The organism is Fluviicola sp., from assembly GCF_030151805.1.
Lineage (GTDB): Bacteria > Bacteroidota > Bacteroidia > Flavobacteriales_D > Crocinitomicaceae > Fluviicola.
This window is the reverse complement of the sequence record NZ_JASLCN010000506.1, coordinates 1-4,710: the sequence shown is the minus strand read 5'-3', so window position 1 is coordinate 4,710 and position 4,710 is coordinate 1. Positions and strand designations below refer to the sequence as shown.

Annotated in this window: 5 protein-coding genes and 1 pseudogene; all 6 read right to left on the bottom strand. The window is 33.0% G+C overall.

Going from position 1 to position 4,710, the window contains the following annotated elements; all coding sequences use genetic code 11:
* On the bottom strand, window positions 1-609 hold a 609-nt coding region (locus tag Q1V93_RS19175), incomplete at its 3' end, for a hypothetical protein (protein WP_300667070.1).
* A 31-nt stretch (window positions 610-640) separates the two neighbouring features.
* Window positions 641-1,672, bottom strand: coding sequence for a hypothetical protein (locus Q1V93_RS19170; RefSeq protein WP_300667068.1), 1,032 nt, complete (start codon window positions 1,670-1,672; stop codon window positions 641-643).
* A 74-nt stretch (window positions 1,673-1,746) separates the two neighbouring features.
* Window positions 1,747-2,865 carry a hypothetical protein gene (locus Q1V93_RS19165; RefSeq protein WP_300667066.1) on the bottom strand — a complete coding sequence of 373 codons (1,119 nt, stop codon included), beginning with the start codon at window positions 2,863-2,865 and terminating at the stop codon, window positions 1,747-1,749.
* 88 nt (window positions 2,866-2,953) lie between these two features.
* Entirely contained in the window at window positions 2,954-3,511 is a 558-nt protein-coding gene (locus Q1V93_RS19160; RefSeq protein ID WP_300667064.1) for a hypothetical protein, read from the bottom strand.
* Window positions 3,512-3,546: 35 nt separating this feature from the next.
* Window positions 3,547-3,804 carry a hypothetical protein gene (locus Q1V93_RS19155; RefSeq protein ID WP_300667062.1) on the bottom strand — a complete coding sequence of 86 codons (258 nt, stop codon included), beginning with the start codon at window positions 3,802-3,804 and terminating at the stop codon, window positions 3,547-3,549.
* Between the two features lie 48 nt (window positions 3,805-3,852).
* Window positions 3,853-4,710 (bottom strand): annotated as a pseudogene (locus Q1V93_RS19150) (restriction endonuclease subunit R); the annotation flags it as partial.

Below are 4,710 nucleotides of genomic sequence, written 5' to 3'. Positions count from 1 at the left end.
AGCTAGAATATTGATCATTGGTAACATTTGTTCAGCCTTATCCCAGTAAATCAAATGTTCATCTGGTAGTTGTCGGATAGACTCCAAAATCAGATTCCATTGCGGTTGAATTTGTTCAAGCTCATCAATATTATTTTCGATCCCAGGAAAAACCTTATTTGTAAATATCAATAGGGCATTTCTTTCAAGAGTAATATTGTAAGCTAGTGTTCTAAGTGAATGAAGAAAATTAATTTCTGAATGATTAGTGTAATCTTCGTTATCTAATCTTTGAAAGGTTTTAGCATCACAATTTTTACAAAATCCATAGAATAAAGACGTTTTGTCTTTTCCTTTTAGTAACAATTTTCTCTTTGTTTTATGGAAAGTAGACAAGGTTTTATTTTCTTCAAAATCCACATGTGGGATATCTTCAAGATGATAAATTGATATTCCGTTATTTGCTGTTTGTGATTCCAAAAGAGATAACACTCTACTTTCCGAGATCGAATGAGAGCCGATACAAGGTTCTGGACAATCATCAAAAAAACAAGAACTACTCTCAAGCTTAAGCATCTTGGGAAGTAGTTTTTGTAATTCATGAAGTTTTTTGTTTAAGTCTGAATTCACTTTTTAAGTTATTTATTGTCTTTTGAAGGTTTTAACACCCGTCAAAATCAAATTTTGTCACAAAATCATCTAAACTTCCTGATAACGGATCCAGTATCTTTTCTTGTTCTCTAGCCCATTTAATCCACTCTAGAACCTTATTCGTTTTTTCTTTAGAGCTAGATTCTACTGCATCAATGAGTCCTTTAACTTTTTGGGAAAGGTGCCATTGATCGGCAAATTGTTTCAATACGTCAATCTTATTTTCATCCCATTTTTCTTTGGCGATTTCTGTTTCATGGATAGCGGCTATTCGTCTGCGTTCTTCGTTGTATGCATCATTTTTAGCTCTTTTGATTTTGTCGTCTTCAGCTTTCAATTCAATAGCGGCTATTATTCTAGACAGTTGCTTCTCTATCGAAAGTTTACCATCTTTCCATTCCGTCTTAAATATAGAGCCAATTTTCAATGCCAAGATTCCATTAGGAATTAGTTCGGAACTCCTGCTGCCAGGTATCTCCAATCGATTAGATTTTTCCAGGCAATTGATATGATATGTTTCACCGTTAACGGTAATCCAATTATCCGAGTGAGTGAGTTCCCATTGATGTCCTCTTGCTTTTGACAATTTGATAAACGCGTTCATGAATCGCAAAGCTCGCGGAACTGTTTCTTTAGTCACACTGATAATAAGTTGACCTTGACACGTCACATTTGAAACCATTCCAGTCACTGAATTTGGTTTCTGTGATTCCAAAGTTGCTTTTACTGGTAAGATCATCGGATCAGGATCTAATAGACTTTCTGGAACCTTGACTAAATTTGGGTGTTGTTTCTCAATTTCTTTGATTAATTCTTCAAGTCTCGTTAAAGAGAGCTTCGTTACAACTTCCTTTTCCCGACCCAATAACTTAATCTGAATACCCTGCCATTTTTCAGAAACTGGAAGCTTTCCCTTTGCAGGTGTTTTGCCGTATTGTACTTTTTTCCAATATCCAAGCAGTGGAAGTGGAACCTCATACTTCTTACAGGTTTTTCGAATGAGATATTCTGTAGTATCGTATTCCTTGGCAATTGATCCCAAAGGTTTGGACCAAACTAATTCGTGTAAGGTTTCTCTAGTGAAGTTCATATGGATTAATATGTTAAAGATTCAAATTATTCCATATTTATTGGAAAAATTCTTTCATAAGACAATCCAAAAAGGAAGGGATCACAAATATTAGATCCTATTGAATAATCACAATTGAAACACCTTAGCCAGCTTTTAAAATCATTACATTTTTTAAAAAGACTCCAATAAATTTTGCGATATACTACTTGACTTTTTACCCCACAACAGTTACAATTATTTAGAGCATAGAATTCTAAATGATTTCTTTCAGCTTCAGCGAAACGTTCGGCACGTTCTTTTGGATTCTCATAATCCATCTCCTTATAGTCTTTGTTATCCCGGCGATAAAAATCTTGAGTCATGGAAGATCTACCCAGTTCTTTCAAGTGATTTATGTATAAAAGAATGTCAGCAACCTCACTTCGCTTTTGATGATTTGATCCGTCTTGGAAGTTAAACTTGACATCCTGTAAACTTGTTATAATATCAATCCCAGTTGGGGTGATGAAATAATGTGGTTCAAAATCAATAGTTCTTTTATCTAAATCCATTATTTTTTTGATTATTGGAATTATTTCCTGAGTAATTAGGTATTCATAAGCGAACTGATTTGGATATGTTGTTCCGTTATGCATAATCCTGTTTCTCCAATCAGCAAGAATGTCTAGTGCAGTGATGGCTTTTTTTTCATTGATGAATTCCCATTTGTTCAATTTTTCGATATAGAGCTCACTTTCCTTATTGATAGATTTAAAAGCTTGCTTTAAACGTTTTAGAGATTCTGCAAACTCTATTGTTTTGATTTGATCAGCAGAAAGATTTCCATCAAAAAAAAGAAAAAGTTCCTCTTCCTTTTCCAAGAACTTAACTGCTAAATATGGATTGATACTCCGAAGAACGTCTTTTATAAAAAGTTCAAAAAATCTATGAAAACCTAAAATAGATTGTGACAAGTTGTAGTGCAGGACAGCACTAGAAAATGCCTCTTGAGTCCAGTCATTTGTTTCAACAATCAAATGAAGTGTGTGTTTTTGATCCAAAAAAGTCGAGAAGTAGTGAGAAAATGCACTTCTAAGTGAATCATAATACAAGGGAGTTCCAACCGTATAATCACGGCCAATTTTCACCTCATTAGCCTTAAAAAAGGCTTTCAAATCATCCATATAAGTTGTTGTTTATAATAAAACAAAAGCTGGTTCTTTAATATTTTTCATAAATCTATCTCAACAAATTCGGCAGGTACTGAGATATTTAAAATTCTGTTTTGTACAATTGATCCAATTCAAAATCAATTTGATCAATTCTGTTTTGTACAGTTTCTAATCTACTGAGGAAGTATGAAGCGTCTTTGTTCCCTGCAACTATCTTATATGAGAACTCTTTCAAATGGTCAAATAAGAATTCTTTCATTGAAACTAATTTGAATGCAATAAATAGATACGGAAGATTAATTATCAAAAGAACAATTCCATACCAAGTTAGTACACTTTCAATCGAAAATGATTTAAAGATCAAGTATCCCATTAAATTCAAAAAGACAAATATTCCGATCAAAATTCGAATTATCTTTTTCCAAAGCTTCTGACTTTGTTCGTTAAGTTTCTTTTCTAGATTTATAACATTATTACGATCATCTATCAATAATTGCTTTTCATTTTCAAGGTCTTTTATTCTTCTTAATCTTTCTGCTTCTCTATCCGTTTGTTCATCATCCGGTGAGGATGATTTATAGAAATGCAAAAAAAGAAGTACCAAAACAATCCCTATAATCAGATATATTATCCAATTATTATTTTTCCTTTCATTCATCTAATCCATTTTACCAACTGAGACCTCAAAAAAAATCAGCTATTTTCAATATTACCATACCAACCTTCATTTCGAGCTAAATCAATTAATTCTTCTAATTCTTCAGCAGAACCTATTCTTGCTTGCCCCCTTGCGGCTTGTAAGTTTCCATTGGGTCTTCTCCAAATAAATCGGTATCCAAATTCTGGATCCTCACCATTATCATACAAATATTCACACCACTGAAAACAAAGTCTCCAATTACCTTCTAAACCGTTTGTAACTTCTCTTATTATTCTTACCACTGTAGCCATTTACTATGTTTATTTAATTATTCTATTGTCCCCAAACCACTAGAAAAATCATTGATTTACAATTACATTCAATTCTATATTCCCAACTTCCTTTAAATAGTTCGATGTAACGCCCAATAATGTCATAATTGATTCGGAAACGTTTTGTTTCGAAAGACTTGGTTGAACAATAAATATTTCAAAATTCATTGGTTTTCTGTTTTTTGCTATAGTAAGTAATCTTTCAAGATCCTGACGTGTGCCTTTTTCTAAGCGGCTTCTTTCATCACCATTTCTGATTTTAGTTTCTCTTCTTAGCAAATGTTGAAAGAACTCTAAACCACTTTTATGTTTCCAATGAATTGATTTTTGAGCTTGACCACAGACTTCATAGAAATTATCTACTCTTGTGTTCACCAGACCATCTTTAGCAAATTTCAAGTGATAGAATTGCACATTTATTTCAGTTGGAGTCTCTTTAATGGTTATAACGTCTGCTATTTCACCTGAGTAATCATCATCATAAATGATATCGAAATCTTGAGTTTGTAAGTCTTGTATTACCTTGTATTGAATTGAATCAGTTTTTAGAGGAAGTATTCCTTGAGCTTCTTTGCTCAAATCAACACCGTTCCAATCCCAATCTATCAAATTGTCTGTAGAATAAGGTTGAATAGTATGCTTTAACTGCACATATTCATTTCCTTGAAGCGCAGAACCATCAGCAAACCAAATAATCGGAGGGTTTTGGTTCAAATATTCAAGTAGATCAGATGATTGTGTGCCAATACTGATTTCACTTTGGACAGCATCTAATTTGGTTATTTTAAAATTCGGAAATGAAGTTCCATCTTGTTCAGGATCAGTAAACAGCTCTTTCTTAAATTTAGCTGTTCCTGCTGGAGTAATAATTTGAAATTCGATCTC